This window comes from Alteraurantiacibacter buctensis (genome assembly GCF_009827655.1).
In the GTDB taxonomy this organism is placed as follows: Bacteria; Pseudomonadota; Alphaproteobacteria; order Sphingomonadales; family Sphingomonadaceae; genus Alteraurantiacibacter; species Alteraurantiacibacter buctensis.
The window spans coordinates 716037-740608 of the sequence record NZ_WTYV01000001.1 but is presented as its reverse complement, the minus strand read 5'-3'; the positions used below and the strand labels follow the sequence as shown (position 1 = coordinate 740608).

At 67.5% G+C, this 24572-nt stretch carries 18 protein-coding genes; 9 read left to right on the top strand and 9 right to left on the bottom strand.

From position 1 onward, the window contains the following. The first annotated feature begins 330 nt into the window (after window positions 1–330). From GRI99_RS03475 to GRI99_RS03445, 8 genes are all read left to right on the top strand, one after another. Window positions 331–3459 carry a TonB-dependent receptor gene (locus GRI99_RS03475; RefSeq protein WP_237438083.1) on the top strand — a complete coding sequence of 1043 codons (3129 nt, stop codon included), beginning with the start codon at window positions 331–333 and terminating at the stop codon, window positions 3457–3459. Between the two features lie 128 nt (window positions 3460–3587). Further along, entirely contained in the window at window positions 3588–4340 is a 753-nt protein-coding gene (locus GRI99_RS03470; RefSeq protein ID WP_160770573.1) for a SapC family protein, read from the top strand. Next, window positions 4340–5386: a cupin-like domain-containing protein gene (locus GRI99_RS03465; protein ID WP_160770572.1), complete on the top strand. Its 1047-nt coding sequence runs from the start codon at window positions 4340–4342 to the stop codon at window positions 5384–5386. The genes GRI99_RS03470 and GRI99_RS03465 overlap by 1 nt, the downstream gene beginning before the upstream one ends. A 10-nt stretch (window positions 5387–5396) precedes the next feature. Continuing rightward, window positions 5397–6887, top strand: a complete 1491-nt coding sequence (locus tag GRI99_RS03460) for a tryptophan halogenase family protein (protein ID WP_160770571.1) — start codon at window positions 5397–5399, stop codon at window positions 6885–6887. Beyond that, on the top strand, window positions 6884–8947 hold the full coding sequence (locus GRI99_RS03455; protein ID WP_337192848.1) for an alpha-glucuronidase: 2064 nt from the start codon (window positions 6884–6886) through the stop codon (window positions 8945–8947). The genes GRI99_RS03460 and GRI99_RS03455 overlap by 4 nt, the downstream gene beginning before the upstream one ends. 89 nt (window positions 8948–9036) lie before the next feature. Next, a complete protein-coding gene (locus GRI99_RS18965) occupies window positions 9037–9597 on the top strand; it encodes a LacI family DNA-binding transcriptional regulator (RefSeq protein ID WP_337192847.1) in 561 nt (186 codons plus the stop codon). Beyond that, complete coding sequence (locus GRI99_RS18960) at window positions 9488–10147, top strand: substrate-binding domain-containing protein (protein WP_337192846.1); 660 nt, start codon at window positions 9488–9490, stop codon at window positions 10145–10147. Before GRI99_RS18965 ends, GRI99_RS18960 begins: the two co-directional genes overlap by 110 nt. A 17-nt stretch (window positions 10148–10164) precedes the next feature. Beyond that, window positions 10165–11958, top strand: a complete 1794-nt coding sequence (locus GRI99_RS03445) for an IlvD/Edd family dehydratase (RefSeq protein WP_160770570.1) — start codon at window positions 10165–10167, stop codon at window positions 11956–11958. Between the two features lie 47 nt (window positions 11959–12005). Here the strand turns inward: GRI99_RS03445 and GRI99_RS03440 are convergent, their stop codons facing one another. The 7 genes from GRI99_RS03440 to GRI99_RS03410 all read right to left on the bottom strand — a co-directional run bounded on the left by GRI99_RS03440 (window position 12006) and on the right by GRI99_RS03410 (window position 20429). Further along, window positions 12006–12881 carry an aldose epimerase family protein gene (locus GRI99_RS03440; protein ID WP_160770569.1) on the bottom strand — a complete coding sequence of 292 codons (876 nt, stop codon included), beginning with the start codon at window positions 12879–12881 and terminating at the stop codon, window positions 12006–12008. Then, window positions 12869–14215: a glycoside hydrolase 5 family protein gene (locus GRI99_RS03435; RefSeq protein ID WP_202392905.1), complete on the bottom strand. Its 1347-nt coding sequence runs from the start codon at window positions 14213–14215 to the stop codon at window positions 12869–12871. The genes GRI99_RS03440 and GRI99_RS03435 overlap by 13 nt, the downstream gene beginning before the upstream one ends. Window positions 14216–14217: 2 nt before the next feature. Next, window positions 14218–16122, bottom strand: a complete 1905-nt coding sequence (locus tag GRI99_RS03430) for a sialate O-acetylesterase (RefSeq protein ID WP_160770567.1) — start codon at window positions 16120–16122, stop codon at window positions 14218–14220. A 67-nt stretch (window positions 16123–16189) separates the two neighbouring features. Continuing rightward, complete coding sequence (locus tag GRI99_RS03425; protein WP_160770566.1) at window positions 16190–17071, bottom strand: SMP-30/gluconolactonase/LRE family protein; 882 nt, start codon at window positions 17069–17071, stop codon at window positions 16190–16192. Further along, on the bottom strand, window positions 17062–17847 hold the full coding sequence (gene xylB, locus GRI99_RS03420) for a D-xylose 1-dehydrogenase (RefSeq protein WP_160770565.1): 786 nt from the start codon (window positions 17845–17847) through the stop codon (window positions 17062–17064). The genes GRI99_RS03425 and xylB overlap by 10 nt, the downstream gene beginning before the upstream one ends. A gap of 6 nt (window positions 17848–17853) precedes the next feature. Continuing rightward, the gene (locus tag GRI99_RS03415) at window positions 17854–19293 is read right to left on the bottom strand and encodes an aldehyde dehydrogenase family protein (protein ID WP_160770564.1); all 1440 of its coding nucleotides are present in this window, start codon (window positions 19291–19293) and stop codon (window positions 17854–17856) included. A gap of 11 nt (window positions 19294–19304) precedes the next feature. After that, on the bottom strand, window positions 19305–20429 hold the full coding sequence (locus tag GRI99_RS03410; protein WP_160770563.1) for a fumarylacetoacetate hydrolase family protein: 1125 nt from the start codon (window positions 20427–20429) through the stop codon (window positions 19305–19307). 99 nt (window positions 20430–20528) lie between these two features. Between GRI99_RS03410 and GRI99_RS03405 the strand changes: the two genes are divergently transcribed. After that, window positions 20529–22199 carry a glycoside hydrolase family 43 protein gene (locus GRI99_RS03405; RefSeq protein ID WP_160770562.1) on the top strand — a complete coding sequence of 557 codons (1671 nt, stop codon included), beginning with the start codon at window positions 20529–20531 and terminating at the stop codon, window positions 22197–22199. A gap of 10 nt (window positions 22200–22209) precedes the next feature. Here the strand turns inward: GRI99_RS03405 and GRI99_RS03400 are convergent, their stop codons facing one another. Then, complete coding sequence (locus GRI99_RS03400) at window positions 22210–23445, bottom strand: glycoside hydrolase family 27 protein (RefSeq protein WP_202392904.1); 1236 nt, start codon at window positions 23443–23445, stop codon at window positions 22210–22212. Window positions 23446–23462: 17 nt separating this feature from the next. Then, the gene (locus GRI99_RS03395) at window positions 23463–24563 is read right to left on the bottom strand and encodes a hypothetical protein (protein ID WP_160770561.1); all 1101 of its coding nucleotides are present in this window, start codon (window positions 24561–24563) and stop codon (window positions 23463–23465) included. Window positions 24564–24572: the final 9 nt, after the last annotated feature.

Sequence of the window (24572 nt, the reverse complement as noted above, 5' to 3'; positions counted from 1 at the left end):
TCAACCGCCTTGCATGCCGGCCAGCCAAGTCTGTGCGGCGGTTCCGGAATTTGCTGCCGCGAGGATCGCCGGAGCGTCGCTGGTTGCCCGATTCAGGAATGCCAATTCCAATACTCCGAGCAACTGTGGTAGCGATCACACAGTCAGAATGATTCGCGTTGAAATGCTAAATCACGCCGAAAAACCCCGATTGACACACCGCATAAACCGATTAGGTCTTAAAGATATGGTAGCGCTATCATGCTAATCGATCCCGATTGGCGTGACCGGCCCTGTCGTATCGAGAGCAAATAGCCGGCCGTGCGGGCCGTGCATTGTGAGGGGATAGTCATGAAGAGTTCCACCATTTCTGGTGCCCGTCGTCGCGTGGCCGGTCGGACCGGCCGGGCGCTGTTGTCGGTCGGCGTTTCCGCCTTCGCCATGGGCGCTGCCGCGCCGGTTCTGGCCCAGGATGCGGGTGACGACATGATCGTGGTCACCGGCGTGCGCGCCAGCCTTGAAAGCGCGATGAACATCAAGCGCGAAGAGAACGGCGTGGTCGATGCCATCTCGGCCGAGGATATCGGTGAATTCCCCGATACCAACCTGGCCGAATCGCTGCAGCGCATTCCCGGCGTGTCGATCAGCCGCGTGAACGGCGAAGGCAGCCAGGTGACCGTGCGCGGCTTCGGCCCGGCCTTCAACCTGGTGACCGTGAACGGCCGCCAGATCGCCACCACCTTCGTCAACACCGTGGGCGGCGACCAGGACGTGGACTTCAGCCGCGCCACCGGCCGCTCGTTCGATTTCAACAACCTCGCCTCGGAAGGCGTGCAGCGGCTGGAGGTCTACAAGACCGGCCGCGCCGCGATCCCCTCGGGCGGCATCGGTGCGGCGATCAACGTGGTCACCCAGCGTCCGCTGGAAGCGGCCGGCACGGGCCTGCGCGGCAGCATCGGTGCCAAGGCGCTGTACGACATGTCGAACGAGGACTTCCGCGTCGATCCGGAACTGTCGGGCGTGCTGACCTGGTCGGATGCCGAGGACATGTTCGGAGTCTCGCTGTTCGGCGCCTACCAGGTGCGCAATTCCAGCTCGATCAGCGCCACCTCCAACGCCTGGAACGTGGCCCCCTATGCCAGCTTCCCGGGTCGCGGCAATGCCACCGTGGTCACCGGCGCGCCGGCCGATCCCAATACCCTGGTGGCCGTGCCCAACGACAGCCGCTACCACTTCTCCGAGTTCGAGCGCGAGCGCCTGAACGTGGCCGGCACCGTGCAGTTCCGCCCGGTCGAGACCCTGACCATCACTGCCGATGCGATGTACGTCACCAATGACCAGAGCGAGCAGCGCACCGACCAGACCAACTGGTTCAACCGCCCGTTCGATTCCATCACCTTCGACACCACCGACACCGTGCCCACCGCCATCAGGATTGCCGAAGGCAACGGCTATGGCACCAAGGACATCGGCTTCGAGCAGCAGTACCGCGCCACCGATACCGAGCTGCAGTCCTATGGCCTGAACGCCGAGTGGGAAGTGGCCGACGGCTTTACCCTGATGCTGGACGGCAACCACTCGCTGTCCACGTCCACGCCGGGTGCCCGCAACGGCACCAGCTCCACGCTATTCTCGATGGGGGCCCCGGTAGTCGATGGCCACTCGGTCGATTACTCCGGTCCGGTGCCGATCCAGGCCTGGACGCTGAACGATGCGGGCCTTGGCACCGACGGCGTGCGTGGCACGGCCGACGATCGCGGCAACAACAACGGCCGTCTCGACATTGGTGACCTGGGCACGCAGATCCTGCGCACCAATGCCAGCAGCCAGCGCCACCGCGTGGACCAGTTGATGGGCTCGCTCAACTGGGAGTTCGACAGCGACAGCAGCTTCACCGTGGGTGCCAGCTACATCGATTCGAACATGACCAGCGCCCGCGTGCAGACCCAGCAGACGCTGGGTGACTGGGGCATCAACAACGTGGGCGAAATTGCCGCCCGCGCCAGCGACCTGGTCGAAGAGTTCTGCATGTCGTGCAAGTTCAGCAAGTACGACGTGACTGGCGGCGAAACGGCCTTCCGTGGCAACGCGGTGGACCTGGCCGAGGTGTTCGGCCCGCTCTATGCCGGTCGCGGCAACCCCAACAACGTCAGCGGCAGCGATTTCGACCAGGTGGGCGAGCAGATCTTTGCCGCTTTTGCCCAGCTTAACTGGAGCGGTGAACTGGGCGGTCGTCCGGCCGGCCTGGTCGCCGGTCTGCGGTGGGAAAACACCCAGACCAATTCGTTTGCGCGGTTCAACGCGCCCGATGTGATCGAGTGGGATTCGGACAACGATTTCACCCGCGTCCTCAGGCTGGTGCCGACCACGCTGGTCGAGCGCTCCGGCAAGGGCGAGTACACCAACTTCCTGCCCTCGATCGACTTCCGCATCGAGCCGATGGATGATGTGGTGGCGCGCGTGTCGTACTCGAAGACGCTGGCCCGTCCGGACTATGGCAACCTGTTCGCCTCGCAGTCGGCCAACACGCCTGACCGGCCCACGCTGCTGGGCGGCGTTGCCGGTGGCACCACGGGCAACCCCGGCCTGCTGCCGCTGGTGTCGGAGAACTTCGACATCTCGCTGGAATGGTATTTTGCCCCCACCAGCTTCGTTTCGGCCGCCTTCTTCGTGAAGAACGTGTCGAACTTCGTGGGCGTGGGCCAGATCAACCAGAACCTGTTCGGCCTGCGCGATCCCACCACCGGCGCTGCCGGCACGCGGTCGGGCGCTGCCCGTGACGTGATCAACAACCTGGGCGCCGTGCTGAGCGACGTCAGCCTGTTCACGATGACTGCGCTGATCGACAAGAACAACGGCAACGTGGCGGCCGCCACCACCGAGTTCCAGGCCAACCTTGGTGCCAACGGCCAGCTGAACCAGGCGTTCGTGGATACGATCCTGCCCCAGCGCGACGTGATCGCCAACGCCACCGACCCGCTGTTCAACTTCCAAGTCTCCACCCCGATCAACAACCGCGAAGGCAACATCCACGGCTTCGAGCTGCAGGGTCAGTACTTCTTCGGTGACACGGGCTTTGGCGTCAGCGGCTCGCTGACCAAGGTCTATGGCGATGTTGACGTGGACATCCTCTCCAACCCGGGCACCGACGTGTTCGCGCTGGTGGGCCTGTCTGACAGCTTCAACATCACCGGCATCTATGAAGCCGGTCCGATCTCGGCGCGCGTGGCCTACAACTGGCGCGACAAGTTCCTCTCGGGCGTGAACCGCGGGGGCAGCCGCAACCCGGTGTTCTTCGATGCCTTCGGCACGCTGGACGCCAGCATCAGCTATGACTGGAACGACGCTGTGTCGTTCTCGCTGGAAGCGGTGAACATCCTCTCCGAACCGGTCCGCAGCTATGGCCGTGACGAGAACCAGATGTTCTTCGCCCAGGAGCTGGAGCCGCGCGTGCTGGTGGGCGCCCGCTACCGCTTCTGATCCGGACCAGCCATCCGGCACGAATGAGGGGGGAAGGGTTCTTGGCGACAGGAACCCTTCCCTTTTTCATCACCACAAGACGTGGCAATCAGGGCCAACCGATTGCGCGGGTAAGGTAACCAGACGGCATGGCCAGTGTTTCGAACAAGTCTGTTCCGATTGAGAGCGTCCTGCTCAACAACGTCGACCATCACGACCTGAAGATCCGCCCCGGATCGGCGGGGGAGACAGGTTCCGCGGTCAACCAGGTGCTGGTGCTGCCGACCGAATTCGAAGCCGTGCAGCGCGAATTCCCGATCATCCTGCGCGAGGATAGCCAGGGCAAGATCCGCCCCGTGGCGCTGCTGGGCCTGGCGCAGGGGCAGAACGCCTTCCTTGACGCGGCAGGTAACTGGACCAGCGCCCACGTGCCGCTGATGGTGCAGCGCGGGCCGTTCAGCATCGTCGCCCCCGAGCATGGCAACGGCGATCCGATGATCCAGGTGGACCTCGCCGATCCGCGCCTCTCCCGAGAGGAGGGGGCACCGCTGTTCCTGCCACACGGCGGGCAGGCGCCCTACCTGCAGAAAATGGCCGACGTGCTGCGGGCGATCTGGCTGGGCCACCAATTGCTCGATCCGATGGTTGCCGCCTTCAGCGCTGCCGGCCTGCTGCGCCCGGTCAACCTGGAACTGCGCACCGGCGAGCACGAGGTGTTCGCCATCGCCAATGCCATTACGGTCGACCGCGAGCGGCTGGCCGGGCTGGACGGGGCGGCGCTGGAGAAGCTGAACCGCGAGGGCTTCCTGCAATCGGCCTTCATGATCGCGGCGTCGCTGGGCAACGTGCAGGCGCTGGTCAATCGCCACGCGGCGCGGCTGGCCATGGCGGCGGCGGCCTGATGGCGGCGGGCCTGCCGGAATGGGGCACCCCGGTGCGCCGGCTGGCGGGCCTATCCCCTGCGGCAATCCCGTGGGACGAGCTGTTTGCCACCGGGCAGCCGGTGGTGCTGGAAGGGTTGGCGGCAGACTGGCCGCTCGTCCGCGCCGGGTTGGACGGCGGGCCACGCGGGGCAGCAGACTACCTGCGGCGCTTCGCCACGGGCGCGCCGGTCACGGTGTTCACCGCCCCGCCGGAAGTGCGCGGCCGGTTCCACTACAAGGCCGATCTTGCCGGCCTCAACTTCACCAGCGTCCGCGGGCCGCTGGCCGATGTGCTTGACCGGATCCTGGCCACGCAGGACCAGGACGAGAGCGAGGCAATCTATGTCGGCTCGACCGACCTGGCGCAGTTCCTGCCGGGCTTTGCCCAGGACAACCGCCTGCCGCTGGATCATCCCGATTTCGCCGTGAAGCCGGTGGTTGCCAGCCTGTGGCTGGGCACGCGCACCACGGCGGCGGCGCATTACGACATGTCGGCCAATGTGGCGTGCAACCTGGTGGGCCAGCGCCGTTTCACGCTGTTTCCGCCCGACCAGGTGGCCAATCTCTACCCCGGCCCGCTGGAGCCGACGCCCGGCGGGCAGGTGGTGACCATGGTCGATTTCGCCGCACCCGATCTCGCTCGCTATCCGCGCTTTGCCGATGCAATGAAGGCGGCGCTGGTGGCGGACCTGTCACCGGGCGATGTGCTCTACTACCCCGCGCTGTGGTGGCACCAGGTGGATGCAACCGGCCCCCTGAACGCCATGGTCAATTACTGGTGGAACCCGGTTCCGTCGCACATCGATACGCCGCACAACACCCTGCTTCATGCCCTGCTGAGCCTGCGCGACCGGCCAGAGGGAGAGAAGAAGGCGTGGCGCGCACTGTTCGATTACTACGTGTTCGGGGATGGCGCGCAGGCCGCAGCCCACCTGCCCGAGCACGCCCGGGGCCCACTCGGCCCGATGGACGACATGACCGCGCGCCGCCTGCGCGCGCAACTGCTCAACCGGCTGAACCGTTAGGAGCGATGCGATGCTTGGCAAACCGGTGAAGAAGGTGGTCATCGCGGGCGGGGGCACGGCGGGCTGGGCGGTGGCCGCCATGCTGGCCAGGACCGTGGGCCAGTTGGTGCAGATCGTGCTGGTCGAAAGCGACGAGATCGGCACCGTGGGCGTGGGTGAAAGCACCATCCCCACCGCGCGCCGCTTCCACGAGATCCTGGGGATCGACGAGCAGGAGTTCGTCCGCGCCACCGGTGCCAGCTTCAAGCTGGGCATCAGTTTCGAGAACTGGCTGGCTGACGGGGAGCGCTATTTCCACTCTTTCGGCTCCATGGGCCGCAGCACCTGGCTGGCCGATTTCCAGCACATGTGGCTGGCCGCGCGGGCAATGGGTGTGGCAGGCGACATCGGGGACTACAGCCTGGAGACGCAGGCGGCGCTAGCATGCAAGTTCGCCACCGGTGGCGAACAGGCCCTCAACTATGCCTACCACCTCGATGCCACGGCCTATGGCCAGTACCTGCGCAGGTTTGCCGAACCGCTGGGCGTGACCCGCGTGGAGGGCAGGATTGCTGAGGTCAGGCTGGACCCGGAAAGCGGGTTCATCACCGCGCTGGCGCTGCAATCGGGCGCGCTGGTGGAAGGCGACCTGTTCATCGACTGCACCGGTTTCCGCGCGCTGCTGATCGAGGGCGCGCTGAAGACCGGATACGAGGACTGGACCCACTGGCTGTCCACCGATCGCGCGCTGGCGGTGCAGACCGATAGCACCGGCCCCGCGCGGCCCTTCACCCGCGCCATCGCCCACAAGGCCGGGTGGCAGTGGCAGATTCCGTTGCAAACCCGCGTGGGCAACGGGCTGGTCTATGCCAGCAGCCATCTGGGCGATGAAGAAGCGCTGGCGCTGCTCAAGAGCCGGCTCGACGGCCCGATGCTGACCGAGCCGCGCGTGATCCGCTATGTTTCCGGCAGCCGGCGCAAGACCTGGGCAAAGAACTGCGTCGCCATCGGCCTTGCCAGCGGCTTCGTGGAGCCGCTGGAATCGACCTCGATCCACCTGATCATGATCGCGGTCACGCGGCTGGCGCAACTGTTCCCGTTCAACGGCGTGACGCCCGCGCTGGTCGACCGGTTCAACGACCTTTCCCGCCGCGAGCTGGAAGGGGTGCGCGACTTCATCGTGCTGCACTATTGCCTGAACAGCCGCGAGGGCGAGCCGTTCTGGGACCACTGCCGCAACATGGCGCTGCCGGGCAGCCTGCAAAGCCGCATCGCCCTGTTCCGCGAAAGCGCCACCGCCTTCCAGGCCAATGACGAGCTGTTCCGCGTGGATAGCTGGGTGCAGGTGATGCTGGGGCAGGGCCTCACCCCCCAGGGCCACCACGGGCTGGGGCAGATGATCGGCAAGGAGCGTCTGGGACAGTCGCTTGCCGCGCTGGCGCAGGGGATTGCCGGGCACGTGGGCAAGCTGCCTTCGCACCAGCAGTTTCTTGACGACTATGCGGGAGCTGTCACCGCGTGATCGCCCGCCTGCTCGCGCTGTGCCTTGCCGTGGCGGCCCTGCTGCCCGGCGCGGCGCGGGCGGAGGACGGGTATGACCTGTGGCTGCGTTATGCCCCGCTGGAGGGCGAGGCGCTGGAGCGGTTGGAGGAATTCAACCCGCAGATTGCGGTCGATTTGTATAACCGGGAAGACAATCCGACCTTGGAAGCGGCTGTCCGGGAACTGGGCTTCGGTTTGCATTCCCTGTTAGGGGAGCCGGCCCGCAGCCGCCCCGGCGGTCATGGACGCATACTGATCGATTGCGGCAGTCACCCCACTGGTGGCGAGCAATATTTTGTCACCACCGACAGACAAGGCATCAGGATCGGCGGACCGTCTCACATTTCCTGCCTCTACGGCGCCTACGCCCTGCTGCGCGAACTCTCGCTTGGTGCCGACCCGCGCACCATCAACCTCACCTCCGCCCCCGCCATGCCGCTCAGGATGCTCAACCACTGGGACAATCCCGATGGCCATGTTGAGCGAGGCTATGCCGGACGCTCAATCTTCGACTGGTGGAACCTGCCCGACCGGCTGGACCAGCGGATGATCGATTATGCCCGCGCCAATGCCTCGATCGGCATCAACGCCGTGGTGGTGAACAACGTGAATGCGCAGGCCTACATGCTGGAGCCGCGCTATATCGCCAAGCTCAAGCGCTTGGCCGACGCCTGGCGGCCCTATGGCATCCGCGTGTTCCTGTCCGCGCGGTTCAGTGCGCCCCGCGATATTGGCGGCCTGCCTACCGCAGACCCGCTTGATCCCGCAGTGCGCGCCTGGTGGCGGGCCAAGGCAGACGAGATTTACGCCGCCATTCCTGATTTCGGCGGCTTCCTGGTCAAGGCCAATTCCGAAGGCCAGCCCGGCCCGCAAGACTATGGCCGCAGCCACGCAGACGGGGCCAACGTGCTGGCCGAAGCGCTGGGCAATCGCGGGACGGTGATCTGGCGCGCCTTCGTCTATTCCGAGCACAACGATGTCGACCGGGCCATGCAGGCCTTTGACGAGTTCGTGCCGCTGGACGGGCAGTTTGCCCCCAACGTGATCGTGCAGGTGAAGAACGGCCCGATCGACTTCCAGCCGCGTGAGCCGTTCCACCCGATGTTCGGGGCCATGCCCAATACCCGGCTGATGCTGGAAGCGCAGATCACCAAGGAATACCTGGGGCAGGGCACCCACCTGGCTTACCTTGCGCCGATGTGGGAGGAGGTGCTGCACGCGGACACGGGCCGGGGCGGCACTGTGGCGCAGATCGTGCAGCCGGTGGGCATGGCAGGTGTTGCCAATACCGGATCAGACCGCAACTGGACCGGATCGGATTTCGACCAGGCCAACTGGTATGCCTTCGGCCGCCTCGCCTGGGACCCCTCGCTGACCAGCGAACAGATCGCGCGCGAGTGGGCCGCGCAGACCTTCAGCCGCGCGCCGGAATTCGTCGAGGCGGTCGTGCCGATGATGCTGGGCAGCCGGCAGGCGGTGGTCGATTACATGACCCCGCTGGGCCTGGCGCACCAGATGGCCACTGGCCACCACTACGGCCCCGGCCCCTGGGTGTGCGACCTGGCGCGGCCGGAGTGGAACCCGTGTTACTACGCCCGCGCCGACCGGCAGGGCATCGGGTTTGACCGCACGGCCAGCGGCTCCAACGCGCTGGCGCAGTATGCCCCTCCGGTTGCCGCCGGCCTGGCCGCCGATCCGGATTACCTGCTGTGGTTCCACCATGTCGGCTGGGACCAGGCCATGCCGTCCGGCCGCAGCCTTTGGGCGGAGCTGGTGGGGCGCTATGACACCGGCGTGGCCGCAGTCGACGCGATGGCCGATACCTGGGCCGCGCAGCAACGCCACGTCGATCCGCAGCGCTTCCGTGCCGTGGCCGAAAACCTGGTCATCCAGCAGGCCGAGGCGCGCTGGTGGCGCGATGCCAGCCTGGCCTGGTGGCAGAGCATCAACGGCCTGCCGCTGCCCGAGGGCACGCGCCCGCCGCAACATGAACTGGATTACTACCGCTCGCTGGCTTTTCCCGAAGCCCCCGGCCAGTGATCCCGACAGTAACGATGGTTAACTTCGCTGTGCATCATGCCCCAACCGGCGCTTGCTGTTAGCGGTATCGTGGGTCTATGGGCGATCTGATGGTTGACGAAGGGGCCTCCGACAACAGGCGCAAGCAGCGCGGCGCTCGCCGCCGTGCCGGCGCGCCCACCATTTCCGACGTCGCGCGTGAGGCGAACTGCTCGCCGATGACGGTCAGCCGCGTGATCAACGGCGAAGGCAACGTGCGGGATGCCACGCGCGAGCAGGTGCTGGAGGCGATCGCCCGGCTCAACTATTCCCCCAACCGCGCCGCGCGCAGTCTGGCCGGCGGGGAACAGGCGCGGGTGGCGCTGCTGTTCGACAACCCCTCGTCGTCCTACCTGGCCGAATTCCTGATGGGCGCGCTGGACGAGGCCAACCGGCGCGATATCCAGCTGGTTGTGCAAAGCTGCGACGATGTTGCCCATGGCAAGGCGCTGATCAGGCACCTGGCCGAAGGCGGCATCCAGGGCTTCATCCTGCCCCCCCCCGCTGTGCGACGATGCATCCGTGCTGGAACTGGTGAGCGAGCTGGATGCCATTTCCATCGCCGTCGGATCGGGCAAGGCTGCCGGTTCGCAGGGCGAAGTGCAGATCGACGATTTCCAGGCCGCTTATGACATGACCAAGCACATCATCGGCCTGGGGCATGAACGCATCGGCTTCATCATCGGCAATCCGGAGCAGATTGCCGCCGACCGGCGCCTGAACGGCTACCTGGCGGCGATGCAGGATGCGGGGATTCCCAAGGACGACCGGCTGATCGTGCAGGGCCGCTTCACCTATCGCTCGGGGATGGACGGGGCGGAGAAGCTGCTGTCGGTCAACCCGCGCCCCACCGCGATCTTCGCCTCCAACGACGATATGGCCGCCGCCACCGTGGCCGTGGCCCACCGCCGCCATCTTGACGTGCCCAATGACATCACCGTCTGCGGTTTCGACGATACCGACATGGCCAGCTCGATCTGGCCCGAACTCACGACCGTGCGTCAGCCGATCCGGCAGATGACGGCCTGGGCGGTGGATGCCGCCGCCCGCATGCTTAAGGCCAAACGCTTGGGAGAGCGCGTTAAGCCCGAGACCAAGACGCTGCCCTATACCCTGGTGCGGCGCGAAAGTGATGCCGCGCCGCCTCTGGCCACGCGCGGCGCACGCATGCAGGAAGGCTGAAGAAGGACTCTCCCCCCATGTCCGCCGACAATACTGGTCCCGCTCGCCGGCTGCGCAGCCGCGACTGGTTCGACAACCCTGACCGCATGGACATGACCGCGCTCTACCTCGAGCGGTTCATGAACTATGGCGTCACTCCGGAAGAACTGCGCAGCGGCAAGCCGATCATCGGCATCGCGCAAAGCGGCAGCGACCTTTCCCCCTGCAACCGCATCCACGTGGAGCTGGCCAAGCGCACGCGTGACGGCATCCGCGACGCGGGCGGCATTCCCATCGAATTCCCGGTCCACCCGATCTTCGAGAACTGCCGCCGCCCCACCGCCGCGCTCGATCGCAACCTGCTGTACCTGGGGCTGGTGGAACTGCTCAACGGCTATCCGCTGGATGGGGTGGTGCTGACCACGGGGTGCGACAAGACCACGCCCAGCCAGATCATGGCGGCCAGCACGGTGGACATCCCGGCCATCGTCCTGTCCGGCGGGCCGATGCTGGACGGCTGGCACGAAGGCGAGCTGGTGGGCAGCGGCACAGTGATCTGGCGCAGTCGCCGCAAGCTGGCGGCGGGCGAGATCGACGAGGACGAATTCCTCGACCGCGCCACCAGCAGCGCGCCGAGTGCAGGGCACTGCAATTCGATGGGCACGGCCAGCACGATGAACGCCGTGGCCGAAGCGCTGGGCCTGTCGTTGACGGGTTGTGCGGCGATCCCCGCGCCCTATCGCGAGCGCGGGCAGATGGCCTATCGCACCGGGCGGCGGATCGTGGAGATGGTGCACGAAGACCTGCGCCCGTCGAAGATCCTGACGCTAGATGCCTTCCTCAATGCCATTGCCACGGTCAGCGCCTGCGGTGGTTCGTCTAACGCCCAGCCGCATATCCAGGCGATGGCGGCGCATGCGGGCGTGGACTTGCCCTTGAGTGCCTGGCACGAACATGGCTGGCGCCTGCCGCTGCTGCTGAACATGCAGCCGGCGGGCAAGTACCTGGGCGAGCGGTTCCACCGCGCCGGGGGTGTGCCGGCGGTGATGTGGGAGCTGTTGCAGGCGGGCAAGCTGAAGGCCGATTGCCTCACCTGCACCGGGCGCACGATGGGCGAGAACGTGGCGGGCCGCGAAAGCGCTGACCGCGAGATGATCCGCCCCTATGCCGATCCGCTTATGCACGACGCGGGCTTCATGGTCCTGTCGGGCAACCTGTTCGATTTCGCGATCATGAAGACCAGCGTGATCGGCGAGGAATTCCGCACCCGCTACCTCTCGCGCCCCGGTGCGGAAGGGGTGTTCGAGGCGCGCGCCGTGGTGTTCGACGGGTCGGACGATTACCACCACCGCATCAACGATCCTGCGCTGAACGTGGACGAGGACTGCATCCTGGTGATCCGCGGCGCGGGCGTGATCGGCTGGCCGGGCAGCGCCGAGGTGGTCAACATGCAGCCGCCCGATGCGATGATCCGGCGCGGCGTATCGTGGCTGCCAACGCTGGGTGACGGGCGTCAGTCCGGCACCAGCGACAGCCCATCCGTGCTCAACGCCACGCCGGAAAGCGCCGCTGGCGGGGGCCTGGCCTGGCTGCGCGACGGCGACGTGATCCGGGTGGACCTGAACCGGGCGCGCTGCGACGCGCTGGTGGACGAAGGCGAAATCGCCCGCCGCCTGGCCGAGGAACCGGCTCCGCCGGTGCCTGCCAGCAATACGCCATGGGAAGAACTCTACCGCGAAAAAACCGGACAGCTTGGCCAGGGCGGGGTGATGGAATTTGCCCTGAAGTATCGCGGTACCGCGCAAAAGGGCCTGCCGCGGCATAACCACTGAAGGGTATGGGGGCCAAGCTGTGCTCGGTCCTCCATACGATATGGGGATCAGGAAACCATCACCCACATCTGCAGGCTGGCGCTGCAACCCGGCGGCAGGCAGGTCATCGCGCCCGGGTTCTGGTTCAGCGCATCGGGCGGGTGGCTGACCGGTTCCAGGCACAGGGCAGAGCCATCGGCGGGGGCGTAGACGTGCAGGTGCGGCGCGCCGCGGGCCATCACGGTGATGGTGCCCAGGTCATCTGTGATCGTGGCCATGCCGTCCCAGCCGGTGAAGCAGTGGTCGATGGTCACGTCCGGCAGGGCCGCGCCGCGCGCAAAATCCGCGAAGTGGCTGGCAGGCGCATTCTCGCCCGTTGGGATCAGAGCATCGTCCACCAGGGCCACGGCATCGGCGCCAAAGCGCACGCGGCTCTCCGGCCGGCGGCGGAAATAGGGGTGCACGCCCAGGCCCGCCGGCATCGGCATGTCGCTGCGATTGGTCAGCGTCAGGCTGATGGCGCAGCCCTTGGGCCCCAGCATGATCCGCTGGTCGGCCTGGTAGGCCCACGGCCAGCAGGCGATATCGCCCTTCCACGGCGAGGGGCCGATGCCCTCGTACCGGTGTTCCAGCGCACACTTGAACGTGCCTTGTGCGCTCACCTCCCACGCGCTCTGCCAGCCCAAGCCGTGGAGGTTGCTCTCCTCCGGCAGGAAGTTGCGCGGCAGGTGGACAAGGTCGCCCGCCAGCGGAAACTGCGCGCCGGCCACGCGGTTGGCATAGGGCACCAGCGGGAAGCAGGCGGCGGCCAGCGGATCGGTGGACCCGGCAGGCAGCGGGCGCAACACGTCCACACCCTTGTGGCTGAGCGAGGCGATCAGGCCGCCCGCTTCAGGCAGCACTTCGGCGCGCCAGTCGGCAGTTTCGATGATCAGGCGGGACACGGCTCCTGCAACCCTTCACACTTCATCGCCACATGTGCCCGGATCACATCGAGCATGGCGGCATCGCTGTTGAAATTGCCATACCAGCCCTGCGGCTCGTGCGGCGGGTCACCCATATAGGCAAGATCGCCGTCCTTGAAGCGGAAGTCTTCGTGGGCCGCGCGCGCCTCGCCGTTCCAGGCCCAGAAGTTGCTGCCCTGGATCGGGCCGCTCTCGCGCCAGCTCTGTTCCACCGCGTCATAGATCGTGCGGTAATAGCGCTGGCGGAACTGGGTGGTGGCTTCCGGGCCATAGCCTTCCGCATCGCGCGGGAAGCCGAACTCCTCGATCAGCAGCGGCTTGTCGATTTGCGTGGCGAGCTGCCGGTGGGTGGCGATGTAGTCCGCTACCAGCCGCTCCCCTGCGGGCCAGGTGCCGGCCAGGTCATCGCCCGTTACCCAGCCCCAGTTGAGCGGCCAGATATGCGCCGTGAGGTAGTCCACATGCTCGTGCGCGGCGGCCACCAGACCGGCATCGCCGTTGCACCCCTGGGTGCCTTCCTGCCCCAGGCTGACCATGTGGTTGGGATCGATCCCCCGGATCAGCGCGGCGGTGCCGGCGATCCAGTCGAGGTAGGCCTGCCGGTGCTCGGCAATCGCCGCGTCGCTGCCGCCGGGGCGTGGTTCGTTGGTCAGTTGCCAGCTCATCACGGCAGGATCGGCGGCATAGGGCTGGCCGGTGACCGAATTGGTCCGCCCCACCACCGCGCGCACATGGGCGTGATAGAGTTCCACCGCCTGCGGATTGGCATAGAACTCAGCCGTGGCATCGGCAAAGGCGGGCCAGGGGTGGGCAGGATCGTTCATGTCGATATAGCTGCCGGTCACCCGTTGCAGCAGGGTTTGCAGGCCGCCGGACCATTCCCAGAAGTTGCTGAGCGCCAGCACGCAGGTCATCCCCCGCTTGCCGATTTCGGCGACGGCAAAGTCCAGCCCTTCCAGCAGCGCGGCATTGCTGCTGCCATCGGGCAGGGTGAAGCCGGGCTTGATCGAATTCTTCAGCGGGCCTTCTTCGGCCGCCGCCATGATCCGCAGGTTGTTGAGGCCCAGCGCCTGTAGCCGGTCCAGTTCGCGCAACAGGCGCGGACGGTTGCCATAGGGCGCGTTGGCGCCCAGCCAGGCGGCATACCACATGTTGGCGCCGACCACGCGGTAGGGTGCCTCGCCCAGCAGCAGCCGCTGGCCATCGCGGCGGATGAAGGCGGGGGCCGCGCTTGTCGCAGCGCCGGAACAGCCGGGGAGCCACAGGCTTGCCGCCGCTGCGGTTCCGGTGGCGAGGAGAGTGCGCCGGTCCATGCTCATTCTCCCACCATCAGTTCGAACCCGGGCACGGCCACGTCGCGCTCGTCATAGAGGTTGGTGACGGGGGCATCGGCCCAGGCATAGCGCACACGGGTCACCGGCTGGCCGTCCAGCGGCAGGAAAACGGCGTTGTCCTGCGCCGTGCCGGGCACGAAGCGGCACGATCCTTCCGCCGGTCCGCACAGCTCGAACGAGAGGGCGGGGCCGCCATAAGTCCGCAAGCTGCCCTCCACCCCGTCGAAGCTTACCGCCAGCATGCCTTCCGGCACCTCGCCCCCGGTCAGCGCGGCGACAGGCATGGGCAGGCCTTCGCCTTGCGCAGCCATGGCCAGCCGCAGGCCAAGGACGTTCTTGTTGGCCGGGTGGATATCGCTCGGCTCGCCGATGTCGATCGCGGTGACGAGGGCCGCGTTATCGTCGGCCAGCACGGCCTGCCGCTGCTCCTCGCGCAAGGTCGCCCAGCCGCTCTCCACCGGTTCGGTCACGCGCTGGCCATAGTTGGCCAGTTGCACCACCAGCATCCGCGCCTGGTCGCCGAACTGGCGGCGCCAGCCCTGGAACAGTTGCGCCAGGCGCACGTCATAGGCGGGTTTGCCCACGTCGGCCTCGCCCTGGTACCAGGCAACGCCGGCCAGCCGCATCGGGCCCAGCGGGGCGATCATGGCGTTGTGCATCACGCCCATGCCCTCGATCGCATCCCACGGCGCACGCGGCGGCCTCTGGCTGACCGCGCCGATGGAATACTGCCAGTCTGCCCCCAGCGGCACGATGGAGCCATTGCCGGCGGTGAAGAACAGCCGGTCAGGCCCAGCAAAGAAACCGCCGGTGTCCCAGTTGTTGCTGGCGGCGATCAGCACCTCGTTCTCGCCTTCGCGCAGGTAGTCCGCAGGCACGCGATAGGTGCGCTCCACCCCCCAGCCGAAGGTATAGCCCACCGGCTGGCCGTTGACCCAGGTCAGGTCCAGATCGTCGATCGCGCCGATGGCCAGGGTGCCGGGATTGCGCGCCTGCTCGGCAGTCAGGGTGAAGCGCTGGCGCAGCCAGACGTTGGCGGCTGGCTGGGTGTCGAGGCCGGTGCCGGTCCACTCGTTCCAGAAACTGAAGCGCGGGATCGGTTGCCAGGACAGGCTGTCCGGATCGGTCCACGGTTCGCGCCCGCCATCGGCATTGGCCCACCAGTCATACCACTGCGGCACAAAGGCCTGCGCGGCGGCGAAGGGGTCGCGCTGATACAGCTTCAGCAGGTCCGCAGCTTCAGGGCCATAGAGCGTCCGAACGGAGGAAGGGCTCATCCAGGCGCTCGCGCCCGATCCGCCCCAGTTGGCATGGATCAGGCCCACCGGCACGCCGTTTTCCGCGCGCAGGCGCTTGCCCATGAAGAAGCAGGCGGCGGAGAACGGCTCGACAGTTTCCGAGGTGGCGGCGCGCCATTGAACCGGCTCGCCGAACTCCGCCTGCTCCACGGCGGCGGTGACCTTGGGGACCATCAGCAGCCGCATCTGCGGATCGGCCGCCATGCGCAGCTCGTTCCAGGTGTTGAGCGCGCGGGAGACCGACAGCTCCATGTTCGACTGGCCCGAACAGAGCCACACGTCGCCCACCACCAGGTCGGTCAGGCGGGTCTCTCCGGTGCTGTCAGACAGCGTCAGCGTCAGCGGATCGGCCGAGCCCTCCCGGGCCGCGAAGGTCAGGCGGAAGGCCCCGTCGGCATCGGCGCGGGCGGTGGCGGTTTCGCCCCCCAGCGTACCGCGCACCTCGCCGCCGGGTGCGGCGGTGCCGCCGATCACGATGGGCTGGCCGCGTTGCAGCACCATGCGGTCGCCATATCCGGCGGCGGGATCGGGTGCGGCCAGGGCCGGGGTGGTGGCCAGCAGGGCGGCAAGCGTGACAATGCGGCGCATCGGGGCCAATCCTCTCTCAACGGGGAGGCGGCCCTCTAACGGAGCATCACCTCCGGCAGGGCAAGTGTTACAGCTTTACGCGGGCCTGGGCGAAACCCGCCACCGGGGCATCGAAGGCCAGCAGGCACCCCGCATCGGGGAACTGCTCCGCCTCTCCCTCGGCCAGGTTCTTGGTGGCCGTGGTGACATAGGCCGTGCGGAAATCAGCGCCACCCAGGCACATCTTGGTGATATCGCGCGCGGCGAATTCGACTTCGGCCTCCAGCACGCCATCAGGGCTGAAACGGGCCACGCAGCTGCCGAAATACATCGCGGTCCACACATGGCCCTCGGCATCCACCACCGGCCCGTCGGGATAGGCGCCGGGCCAGATCGCGCCGGTGTTCACGAACTCGCGCGCCTCACCCACGCCTGCGGGCGAGAGGTCCGCCACCATGATCTTCTGGCCCACGGTATCGGTGAAATAGATCCGGTCACCCTGCGGGCTGACGGCGGGTCCATTGGTGATCGAGATGCCGGTGGGCCCAGCGGGCGTTATCGCACCGCGATCGAACACATAGAACCGGCCGGAAGCCTCCGCTTCCGCATCGTCCATCGATCCGAACCATACGCGGCCCCAGGGATCGGTGCAGGCATCGTTGAGGCGGTTGTGCGCGGGCTCGCCCGGCACATCCATCAGCTTGCTGAAGGCCTGCGCCTCGGGATCGAAGGTGTAGAGCCCATCCTGCAGGCCGCACAGCAGCAGGCCGCCTTCCGCCGGCAGCGCCCAGCCGATCTGGCCCGGTGCCTCGGCCCGCGAATTGCTGCCGGTGGCGGGATCGTGCACCCACAGGTAGTGGCGCTTGATATCGACGAACCAGACCACCTGCCGCTGCGCGTCCCAGCACGCGCCCTCACCCAGCTTGAAGCCGGCATCCAGCACGCGGGCGACGGGCACGGTCAGCGCCATCCGGCATCGACCCAATAGTTGTGGGCGGTGCAGAAGCGGGCATCGTCGCTGGCCAGGAACATGGCCATGGCGGCAATGTCAGCCGGCTGGATGCGTCCATCGAGGCACTGCGCGGCGACGATCTCGGCCTCGCCCTCGGGCGAATACCACTTCATCTGCCGCGGCGTCTGCACGTTGCCCGGCAGGATGGCGTTGACGCGGATGTTGTCGCGCCCCAGCTCGCGCGCCAGGCTGCGGGTCAGGCCCTCGATCGCGGCCTTGGCGGTCTGATAGATCGCCAGGTCTTCCAGGCCCAGGTGCCATGAGATCGAACCCAGGTTGATGATCGACCCCCCGCCGGCAGCCTTCATCGCCGGGATTACCGCCTTGGCGGCAAAGAACTGGTGCTTGAGGTTCACCCCCATGCGCTCGTCCCAGTATTCGGGCGTTACATCCTCGATGCTGTGGCGGTCATCGTTGGCGGCATTGTTGACCAGCACGTCGCACCCGCCAAGCTGGCCGATCATCTGTTCGATCCTGGCGACATAGTCCGCGCAATCGGTGATATCGCACCGGACATAGACCGGCGGTATGGCGGCATCGGCCAGCCGGGCGACCAGCGCCTCGCTCAGCTCGTCGGCCACGTCCACGAACATCACTGCCGCGCCCTGCCGCGCAAAGCCCTCGACGATCCCCTCGCCGATGCCCGAGCCACCGCCGCTGACAATTACCTTCTTGCCCGCAAGGCTGGGGTACACTGCCCCCTGCGCTACCGGCCGCAACACTCCATCAGCCATCTGGCCTCAATCCCCCGTGTAAACAGTCTTGACCTGGGTGTAGAACTCGACCGCGGCGAAACCCTGTTCGCGCGGGCCATAGCTCGACCCCCGTGTGCCGCCGAACGGCACGTGATAATCAACCCCGGCCGTGGGAAGGTTGACCATGACCATGCCAGCCTTGACGTTGCGGCGGAAATGCCGCGCCTTGGCCAGCGATTGCGTGACGATGCCCGACGACAGGCCGAAATTGCCGGCATTCGCCAGCGCCAGCGCCTCCTCGTAATTCTTCGCCCTGACGGTAGAGACGACCGGGCCGAAGACTTCCTCATTGTTGATGCGCATTTCGGGCGCGGTGTCGGCGATCACGGTGGGCTGCATGAAGTAGCCCTGGGTGGGGCCGGAAACCCGGTCACCACCGCCGGCCAGGCGGCCGCCCTCGTCACAGGCGATGCGGACATAGTTCAGGTTCTGCTCGAACTGGCTCTCGCTACTGGCGGGGCCCACCTGGCTTTCCGGGTCCAGCGCGGCGCCGACCTTCAGGCTGGCGGCCTTCTCGGCCAGGGCGGCCACGAAGGCATCGTGGATGCCGTCTTCCACGATCACCTTGCTGCTGGCGGTGCAGCGCTGGCCGGTCTGGAAGAAGCCGCCGTCCGCCGCGATGGCCACCGCCTTGGCCAGGTCGGCATCGTTCAGCACCACCAGCGGGTTCTTGCCGCCCATTTCCATCTGCACGCGCGCGCCGCGCTTCATCGCGGCCATGCCCACCGAAGCGCCAACGCCCTGGCTGCCGGTGAAGCTGACGGCGGTAACATCGGGATGATCGACGATCGCCCGGCCCACGTCACCGCGGCCAAGCACCAGGTTGAACACGCCCGCGGGCACGCCCGCTTCGTGGATCACCTCGGCCAGCACGTGCGCCATGGCCGGGGTGACGTTGGCGGGCTTGAGCACCACGGCGTTGCCGAAGGCCAGTGCCGGGGCGGCCTTCCACGCGGGAATGGCGATGGGGAAATTCCACGGGGTGATCAGGCCGACCACGCCCAGCGCCTCGCGATAGGTGGCCACATCCAGCCCCGGGCGGGTGCTTTCCAGCGTCAGGCCGTGGCGGCGCAGCGCCTCACCCGCAAAATAGCGGAAGATGCGCGCGGCGCGCAGCGTCTCGCCGATGCCTTCGGCGCGCAGCTTTCCTTCCTCGCGCGCCAGCAGCTCGCCGATTTCGGCCGAGCGGGCGAACAGGGCGCTGGCGATCTTTTCCAGCAGGTCCGAGCGCACTTCGGGCGACGCATCGGCCCAGGCGGGCTGGGCCGCCTGGGCAGCCGCCACGGCCATGGCCACGTCGGCCGCCGTGCCGTCGGGGAAGCGGGCCACCACGTCGCTGGTGTCGGACGGGTTGAGGCTTTCCAGCGCATCGCTGGCCCCGGTGAATTCGCCGCCGATGTAGTGCGACAGGACTCGGTTGGTCATGGGATTTCCTGTTAGATGCGGTCAACCAGGCCGCGCACGGCCAGGTTGCGGATGAATGCTGCGATGCCCATGGTCCAGGCCGGGGCATCGCGCGATGTGGTGACGGTGTTGGTCAGCCGTCCGATGCGGCGCGAGCTGATCGAGACCACGTCGCCCACCTTGTGGGTGAACCCGGCGCCGGGCGTATCACGATCCTGAACCGGCGCGAACAGGGTGCCGCAGAACAGCACGAAGCCATCCGGGTAGTGGTGTTCCGACAGGCACTGGCGCACCAGTTCGGTGGGATCGCGGCTGATCTGGCCCATGTCATTGGTGCCTTCCAGCCGGTAGCCCTCCGGCCCCTGGATCAGCAGGTCCACATTGGCCACGCGCACGTCATCGATGCCGAAACCATCGTCGAACAGGCGGATGAACGGGCCGATGGCGCAACTGGCGGTGTTGTCCTTGGCCTTGGACAGGAGCAGCGCGGAGCGGCCCTCGAAGTCGCGCAGGTTCACGTCGTTGCCCAAGGCCGCGCCCACGATCTCGCCGTGGGCATCGCACACCAGCACCACCTCGGGTTCCGGGTTGTTCCAGCTCGAATCGCTGCGCACGCCGATGGGGGCACCGGCACCAACGGTGGAGAGCACGGGGGACTTGGAGAAGATTTCCGCGTCCGGCCCGATGGCCACTTCCAGGTACTGCGACCACATGCCTTCGGCGATCAGCGCCGCCTTCAGCTCTGCCGCCTCGGCGCTGCCGGGCACTACCGCGCGGATGCCCGCGCCAACCTTGTCTTCCAGCCCCTGTCGGATTTCCGCCGCCCTGGCCGCATCGCCGCGCGCGCGTTCCTCGATCACTCGCTCGATGGCGGAAAGGGCAAAGGTAACCCCGGCAGCCTTCACGCACTGCAGGTCGATGGGGGAGAGCAGTGTCCAGCCGGCGGGCAGGCCGGCTTCCACCGGGCCAAGATCCGTGCCGCCGGCAAAGGCCTTGCGGGCCACGGCCCCGGCGCTGGTGGCCACGTCTTGCGTCAGGTCGAACAGGCGGCCACCGCGAATCGCGATGACGCAGGGGCCATCCGGTCCCTGTGCGCGGCCGAGAAAGTGTCCCGCAGCGTAATCCGCGGGCAGAATTGAAATCAGACTGTCGGCCATCGTGGCTCTTGTCCTCCCCATTGATAGCGCTACCATAGGCGGGCAAGATCACGCGGGCAAGGGGCAAACCCTTTCCGCACCGCCAGAGAGAGGGATTTTATGGGATCGAGGACAATTGCCGCATCGATAGCTGCACTGGCCGCCACGCTGGTTTCTGCCAGTCCCGCCGCCGCCGGCCCCACCGCGCGCTTCGATTATGTAGATTACCGCGCCGACAGCCCCGAGCTGCCGACCCCACAGGGAAGCTATCGCAATCCCGTGCTGCCGGGGTTCCACCCTGACCCGTCGATCGTGCGGGTGGGGCAGGATTTCTACCTGGTCACCAGCACCTTCAGCTTCTGGCCGGGGCTGCCGATCTTCCACAGCCGTGACCTGGTGAACTGGCAACTGGTGGGCCATGCGATCGACCGGCCGGGGATGATCGAGACCGGGGGGATGGGCACCAACCGCGGTCTCTTTGCCCCCGCGATCACCCATCACGATGGCAAGTTCTGGATCCTCAACACCTGCATCGATTGCCGGGGCAACTTCGTGATCAGCGCGGATCGGCCGGAGGGGCCGTGGAGCGATCCGGTGTGGCTGCCGTTCGAAGGGATCGACCCGTCGCTGTTCTTCGATGACGATGGAAAGGCCTGGATCGTCTACAACGATGCCCCGCCCGGGCCGCCGCAATACGATGGCCACCGCGCCCTGTGGCTGCAACAGTTCGATCCCGCTGCGCAGCGGCTGGTGGGCGAACGGACCGTGCTGGTCGATGGCGGGGTGGACTTCAGCACCAGGCCGGTGTGGGCCGAAGGGCCGCACATCTACAAGGTAAATGGCTGGTACTACCTGCTGGCGGCAGAGGGCGGCACGGCCGACCAGCATTCGCAGACCATCTATCGCAGCCGCTCCGTCACCGGCCCCTATGTGCCCGGCCCGGTCAATCCGATCCTGACCCAGCGGAACATGGACCCGAACCGCCCCGACCGGGTGGAGGCGACCGGGCACGCCGACCTTGTGCAACTGGATGATGGCACCTGGTGGGGCGTGTTCCTGGCCACGCGGCCCTTTGCCGGGCAATCGACCTTGCTGGGCCGGGAGACCTGGCTGCTGCCGGTGCGCTGGGTGGACGGCTGGCCACGCTTCCTCGATCCCGGCCAGGCGCTGCCGCCGGTCAACGCCCGGCCCAACCTGCCCGCCGGGCCGGTGGCGGACTGGAGCCGCTGGCGTGACGATTTCACCGGTCCGCTGAGCCCCGAATGGATCCGGTTGCGCAGCCCCGGCGCGGTGCAGCAGTGGGGCGTGGACCGCTCCGGCGGAGAACTGTGGGTGGCGGCGGGTGAAGCAGCCGCGGGCAGCCTTGGGCGCCTGGCCTTCACTGGCCGCCGGGTGCGCCACCATGCCGCCACGGTCAGCACGCGGGTGGACTTTGCGCCGCAGGAAGCCGGCGACCACGCCGGTCTCCTTGCCTTCATGGACGAGGCGCACTTCCTGGCGCTGGGGGTGGAAGGCACCGGGGCCGGGCGGCAGGTGGTCGCCCGCCTGCGCGATGCGGCGGAGGACAGCGAGAGCGGCGAACTGGTGGCCAGCGCCCCCCTGCCCGCCAGCGGGGCGGTGGACCTGCGGCTGGCGCTGGACGGCGGAGCCGCGCGGCTATCCTATCGCCAGGGCCGTGGCGCCTGGCAGGACCTGGGCGGGCCGGTCAACGTGGAGCCGCTCGCCAGCATCCACGCCGGGCTGTTCACCGGGCTGGTGGTGGGCCCCTACGCGGTCAGCGGCGCGGATTAGCGCCCGCCCGTCAGCGCTGGCGCAGCCGGAACACCGCCGTGTCGCGTGGCTCCAGCCGCAGGTCGAGCGGTTGCGCGGTGGTGCCCGCCGCGCGCCCGGTCCAGCTATCTTCGATCGCCCAGGTGGTGCTGGCCAGCTGCCCGTCGCGCTGGTTGGTGCCGTCCTGCAACTGCTGGCTCCAGTCGATGGCAAAGGCCTGCGGCTGGCCCGAGCGGTTGAGGACGGCCAGCGCCCAGTCACCATCGGCCAGCGGCTTGGCCCACACCTCCACCTCCGGCGTGCGGATCCAGCGGAAGGCGGCGATGCCATCCGCATCCTGGTCGATCGCCAGCAGGCGCGGGTTGGTCAGGATGGCGGCAATCTCCGGCCGCATGGCGGGTACGTCGGTCCCCAGGATCAGCGGCGCGGACAGCATGGCCCACAGGGCAAAGTGGCTGCGGTTTTCCGCCAGCGTGGGCAGGTTGCCCACTTCCATCATGTCCGGATCGTTCCAGCCGTCCGGGCCGGAATGGGCGCGGATCGCCTCCTGCTGGTCGAGGATCGGCAGGATCCCCCGGCTCTGCCAGTTGCCGTGGCCGATCACGCAGTCCCAGCAATTGGTGATATCCCCCGTGGTGCGCCACAGGTGGCCGGACGCGCGGCCCCACAGCCACGGCTGGTTGTCACCCCACTCGCAGATGGACAGCACCATCGGCCGCCCGCTGGCCGCCAGCGCGCGGGAAATGGTGGCGTAGGCTTCGCGCGGGTTGCGCCGGTCGGCCCCTTCGCCGGTGTTGCACCAGTCGTACTTCACATAGTCCACGCCCCAGCTTGCCCAGGTGCGCGCGTCCTGGAATTCGTAGCCCTGGCTGCCGGGGCGACCCGCGCAGGTCATCGATCCGGCATCGGAATAGATGCCGAACTTCAGGCCGCGCGCGTGGATGTAGTCCCCCAGCGCCGCCATGCCGGAAGGGAAGCGGTCTGGATCGGGGCGGATGTTGCCCTGTTCGTCACGCGTGCCGTGCCAGCAATCGTCCAGCGTGACATAGACATAGCCCGCATCGCGCAGGCCGCTGGAGACGAGCGCATCGGCGGTCTGCCTGATCAGCGCCTCGTCGATGTTGCAGCCATAGTGGTTCCAGCTGTTCCAGCCCATCGGCGGGGTCAGCGCCAGGCCCTCCACCTTCTGCGCCAGCGCCGCCTGGGGCAGCAGCGTCAGCGCGGCGCCTGCCAGAAGGGCAGCCTTCACGAATAGCCTCGTCGTCATCGCCTTTTTCCCCCTCGTCATTGGCCGGCCGGGGCCAGCCGGATCACGTAGACCGGCCCCACGTCCACCACCTGCTGCGCGCCCGCAAAGTGCAGTGCCACCACGCCGTTGCCCTGCGCCAGTTCGCGGGTGACCGTGGTGCGCAGCCTGACAAGCTGCCAGTTGGGACCGACAGGCAGGACCGCCTCGCCAAAGCCTTCGTAGGGCGCGGCTGCCTGCTGCACGCGCACGCCGATGCGGGCCTTGCCGTCCTCCGTGGCGGCGGAGACGGTGCGGGCGGCAACGGCAATCTCGATCTGCTCGCCCACGGCCAGCGCCTGCGTCAGCGGCACATTGGCCTGGATGTCCCAGGCTTGCGCGCTGGCGGCAGGACTGGTGAACTGCACTGCATGACCCAGCCAGATCTGCGGTTCGGCACGGCCTGCGCGGCTGGTGTCCGGTCCCTGCAGCACCCATTCGTCGAGCCAGGGCGTGTTGATAAGGGTGCCGCGCCCGGCCAGTTGCGGGGGCAGTTCCACCGGGGGCCGCGCGCCGTTGCCGTTGATCCGGTCCGCGCCCTTGACCACGAAGGCCTGGCCCACTTCCACCACCTGCGCCAGGCTGCCCAGTTGCAGCGCGATGAAGGCCTGCCGCTGCGGCACCGCGATGGTGGCAATGGCCGATGCCTCGTACCAGCGCCACTCCGGCCCCACGTCGAACGTTGCCTCGCCAAAGCCGGGCCACGGGTCGGCATCGCGCTGCACACGGGCCAGGATCCGGCCCGGGCCGCCCTCACTGGTCGTCCGCGCCCAGAAGCCATAGGTGACCGTCTCGCCCGCCGCGATATCGGCCGTGAGCGGGATATAGGCCTGCATATCCCACGGGTTGGCGCCTGCCCGGCGCACCTCGTACTGCACCGCCGCCCCGCCGCCGGGAATGGCCGGATCGACCACGCTGGATACGCGCAGCCGTTGCCCCTGGGTGCGCCATTCCAGGCTGGTGGGATCGTTGATCAGCGTGCCTGGCAGGCGTTCGTCGATCTGCGCCAGCACGGCTGCGATGTCCTGCGCCCGCGCGGGATGAAGCGCGGGCAGGGCGGTGCCAGCCAGCAGGGCGGCGGCGATGATCAGGGTGCGCATGGTTTCCTC

Excerpts from the sequence above, each read along its gene's own strand:
- GRI99_RS03475 (WP_237438083.1), top strand. The coding sequence starts at position 331 with ATGAAGAGTTCCACCATTTCTGGTGCCCGTCGTCGCGTGGCCGGTCGG.
- GRI99_RS03470 (WP_160770573.1), top strand. The coding sequence starts at position 3,588 with ATGGCCAGTGTTTCGAACAAGTCTGTTCCGATTGAGAGCGTCCTGCTC.
- GRI99_RS03465 (WP_160770572.1), top strand. The coding sequence starts at position 4,340 with ATGGCGGCGGGCCTGCCGGAATGGGGCACCCCGGTGCGCCGGCTGGCG.
- GRI99_RS03460 (WP_160770571.1), top strand. The coding sequence starts at position 5,397 with ATGCTTGGCAAACCGGTGAAGAAGGTGGTCATCGCGGGCGGGGGCACG.
- GRI99_RS18965 (WP_337192847.1), top strand. The coding sequence starts at position 9,037 with ATGGTTGACGAAGGGGCCTCCGACAACAGGCGCAAGCAGCGCGGCGCT.
- GRI99_RS03445 (WP_160770570.1), top strand. The coding sequence starts at position 10,165 with ATGTCCGCCGACAATACTGGTCCCGCTCGCCGGCTGCGCAGCCGCGAC.
- GRI99_RS03435 (WP_202392905.1), bottom strand. The coding sequence starts at position 14,215 with ATGGACCGGCGCACTCTCCTCGCCACCGGAACCGCAGCGGCGGCAAGC.
- GRI99_RS03430 (WP_160770567.1), bottom strand. The coding sequence starts at position 16,122 with ATGCGCCGCATTGTCACGCTTGCCGCCCTGCTGGCCACCACCCCGGCC.
- GRI99_RS03425 (WP_160770566.1), bottom strand. The coding sequence starts at position 17,071 with ATGGCGCTGACCGTGCCCGTCGCCCGCGTGCTGGATGCCGGCTTCAAG.
- xylB (WP_160770565.1), bottom strand. The coding sequence starts at position 17,847 with ATGGCTGATGGAGTGTTGCGGCCGGTAGCGCAGGGGGCAGTGTACCCC.
- GRI99_RS03415 (WP_160770564.1), bottom strand. The coding sequence starts at position 19,293 with ATGACCAACCGAGTCCTGTCGCACTACATCGGCGGCGAATTCACCGGG.
- GRI99_RS03410 (WP_160770563.1), bottom strand. The coding sequence starts at position 20,429 with ATGGCCGACAGTCTGATTTCAATTCTGCCCGCGGATTACGCTGCGGGA.
- GRI99_RS03405 (WP_160770562.1), top strand. The coding sequence starts at position 20,529 with ATGGGATCGAGGACAATTGCCGCATCGATAGCTGCACTGGCCGCCACG.
- GRI99_RS03400 (WP_202392904.1), bottom strand. The coding sequence starts at position 23,445 with ATGACGACGAGGCTATTCGTGAAGGCTGCCCTTCTGGCAGGCGCCGCG.
- GRI99_RS03395 (WP_160770561.1), bottom strand. The coding sequence starts at position 24,563 with ATGCGCACCCTGATCATCGCCGCCGCCCTGCTGGCTGGCACCGCCCTG.